Annotated in this window: 3 protein-coding genes; 1 reads left to right on the plus strand and 2 read right to left on the minus strand. The window is 66.1% G+C overall.

The genetic code is table 11. The features are described 5' to 3' along the window. On the minus strand, positions 1-907 hold a 907-nt coding region (locus ACFWF3_RS31015), incomplete at its 3' end, for a ferritin-like domain-containing protein (protein WP_379317268.1). A gap of 270 nt (positions 908-1177) precedes the next feature. Then, positions 1178-1864 carry a hypothetical protein gene (locus ACFWF3_RS31020; protein WP_379317270.1) on the minus strand — a complete coding sequence of 229 codons (687 nt, stop codon included), beginning with the start codon at positions 1862-1864 and terminating at the stop codon, positions 1178-1180. 195 nt (positions 1865-2059) lie between these two features. Here ACFWF3_RS31020 and ACFWF3_RS31025 point away from each other — a divergent pair. Continuing rightward, positions 2060-2813 (plus strand): hypothetical protein (locus tag ACFWF3_RS31025; RefSeq protein ID WP_379317272.1); only part of this gene is annotated, 754 nt, incomplete at its 3' end.

The raw sequence follows: 2813 nt of genomic DNA on the forward strand, positions 1-2813 counted from the left end.
CAGCACCCTGGCGCGCCTTGTGCGCCTCCTCGTAGGCGAGGATCATCCGGACTGCGGCGGGATCGGCGAGTTCCTTGACCGCTGCCACCGCCTGGGCGACATTCAAGTCGTCATAGCCACTGATGGGCAGCTCTCTGGGATCGAGAAGGCCGGTGGCGGTGCGCAGTGAATGCGTTGCCTCGGCGGTGGAATCCGCGCCTTCACGCCGCGAGACCTGCTCAGTGGTTTCGAGAACAGCATCGCGCGAGGCCGCGAGCGTCTTCACGGCGACATCGCCCGCGTTCGCACCCCTGGCGAGCAACTCGCCCAGTGCGGGCGGGGCAGCACGGAATGTGTCCAACGCGCGGTCGATGCTGCGAGCAGACCACGTAACAGGGATATTGATCAGCTTCACCGCGGTCCCCGTAACCGCCTGAATCGGTGTTCGGCGCAAAGCCGCGGGCCCGCCGAGCGCGTCCTCGGCGAGTACGGTCGTCAACCATGTGACGGTGGCCGTATGGGCGGTGATCAACCGCTGCGCCACTGCTACTACATCGGCGTTCTGAACGGTGGTCGCGAGTGCTTTGACGTAGCGGGCGCGGTCGAGCAGCTGATGTTCGAGGACGAGGTCTCCCAGCAAAGCTTCGTCGAACGGCTGGGCTTGTTCGCCGATCGCCTTGACCGCGGCGGCAGCCCTTCCGATGAACGGGCCGATCCGCTCCGGCGCGCCGCCCAGTTCACGGATCGCGGCCTCGATGGCTTCCGCGCGAGCGCGGGCGTTGTGGGCGTTCTCAGCCAGCTCACGGCGTACAGCCTCAGTGCGAGCCTGTGCGATTCGAGTCTCGGCGATTCGGATTTCGGTCTCCGTCAACTCGCGGATAACGCGCAGTTGCGCGAGCAGGGTCGTCACGGTGTTGCGTGTGCTCATGAAGTCTTTCCTTCGATGTCGACGTCAGGGAGGCGCAACGCTGCACCACTCTGTCGACTACCCCGCACTCATGGTTCAAACATTGCACCGCAACAGTTGTCGATCGTGTCCCGGGTGAGATCTTGCAGAATTCGGGGTGAGCCCGGTGGGTAGCACAGCACCCAGATCAGCGTTGTTCAGCTGACCTTTGATCAGCAGCCGGAGCTATCGGCGGTGTGTTCCAGTGATGTGGTCGAACGGTGGGCAAATGTCGTCGAGTGACTACTTCATTCACCGCCGTCGCCCAGTCGATACTCGACCAAGCCGTCGATCACCGCCGACAGTGGCTAACAGGATGATTCGCGAATCGGGGTTCGTCTCGAAGAACGACGCACTGAACAAGTCATACGCCACTTCGTCCTTCGCCTGCGGGAAGGTCGCGGAGCAGCCAACACGCCTTTGAGAGCCGTTGCCGATCGGCCGGGTGACAAGATATGAACCATCGCGGCGTGCCCGGTGATGAAGGACGGCGACAGGTCGTCCTCGACCACTGGCGTGCCGTGATAGCGCTGCGAGAGCGGCGATTTGGCTGTGTCGGCCGAGCATGGAGAAGCCAGTGAGGATCATCGCGATGTCGCGGCGGGGGCGACCTGTTCCAGCAAGGTCACCGCGGCGGCGAGGGCGGTGGTCATCGCCCGCGATCACGACCGGGTGATCGGCCGGTGGCGCCTGGTCGATTTCACGCCCGGCCAGGGCTTGGGTGGTACGAACTCCGGCCAGGACCTCGCGGACTTTCGCGCCGGTGGTCGGGTCGAGATGGCCCGCGTCGTGGTGCTTGTCAGCGATCGCGGCGATCCACACCGCCAGCGGCGACGCCGAATGGTCTTTGCGCACGGCGCCGAGGGCGATATACCGCTCGACGGCGGCCGAGAGCGACGCCAGACCAACTGTGCCGCACCAGGTATGGAATGCCTCCAATACTTCGGAGTGGGCGCGGGCGTGATGCCGGGGGTCGCGGCCGCGGCGTCATGAGTGCGCGCGGCGTCGGCGGCGATCAGGTCGGGGTGATCGCCGCCAGTCGCGACCGCGAGGGCTCGAAAGATACTCGGAGTCAACAGGATTCAGTTCTTCGAATGCTGACCGAAGGGGTACGACCGCGGATATTCTCGACAGATGGATACCCCGGTTGCCATCCAGCGCCCGCCAGTAGCTGTGTTCCGGACGGTGCCCGACGGGGGAACCATCGCGTGCTTGAGCGCTGCGGTCCGGTCCGCGGCGACGCGGGCCGCGGCCGTGCTGGCACAGGTACCGACCCACTCCGGTCCGGTCGAGCGCACCGCAGCGTTGCGGCAGGGGGTGGCCGCTGTCGGCGAGCTGGTCGAGGCTCTGACCTCGCAGACCCTGCCGATCGTTGGTGAGGATCTGCCCGCGGAGTCGGTGAGCCAGTCGTTCTTCCGGGTCCGTGAGGTGGAGTTGTCCGATCAACAGGCGGCGCTGCACGGTGTTCTGGTCATCCATCGCGGTGTGGCGGACCTGTGCAGGGCCCCGCTGTCGGGTGCGGACTTGGCGATGGAAGTCGCGGGGATGCGGCAGGCTGCGCTCGACCTGACCGGCGCCGCGGAGACCGACGAGGCGACCGAACCGTTCCCCGTTCCCGCTGTAGCTGAGAACATTTCGTTGGAGAGCGAGTGGACGGCGCGGTGGCTCGTCGGGCACCAGGTCCACGTCCTGTTCAATATCTGCGCGGCGGTCGCGGTGACCGATGCCGCCCACCATCTCCGCCACGGCGCGGCCGACGCCGCGCTGGAGCGGCTCGAACACGCGACCACGTATGTGCGTGGCTTCCCAGCGGCGATGATCCATGCCAGCACGATCCCGGTGGACTACTACATGGCCGCCGTTCGCCCCAGCATGCAGCCCCCGGAGG

The sequence above is a fragment of the Nocardia sp. NPDC060220 genome, from assembly GCF_042727815.1.
Taxonomy (GTDB): domain Bacteria; phylum Actinomycetota; class Actinomycetes; order Mycobacteriales; family Mycobacteriaceae; genus Nocardia.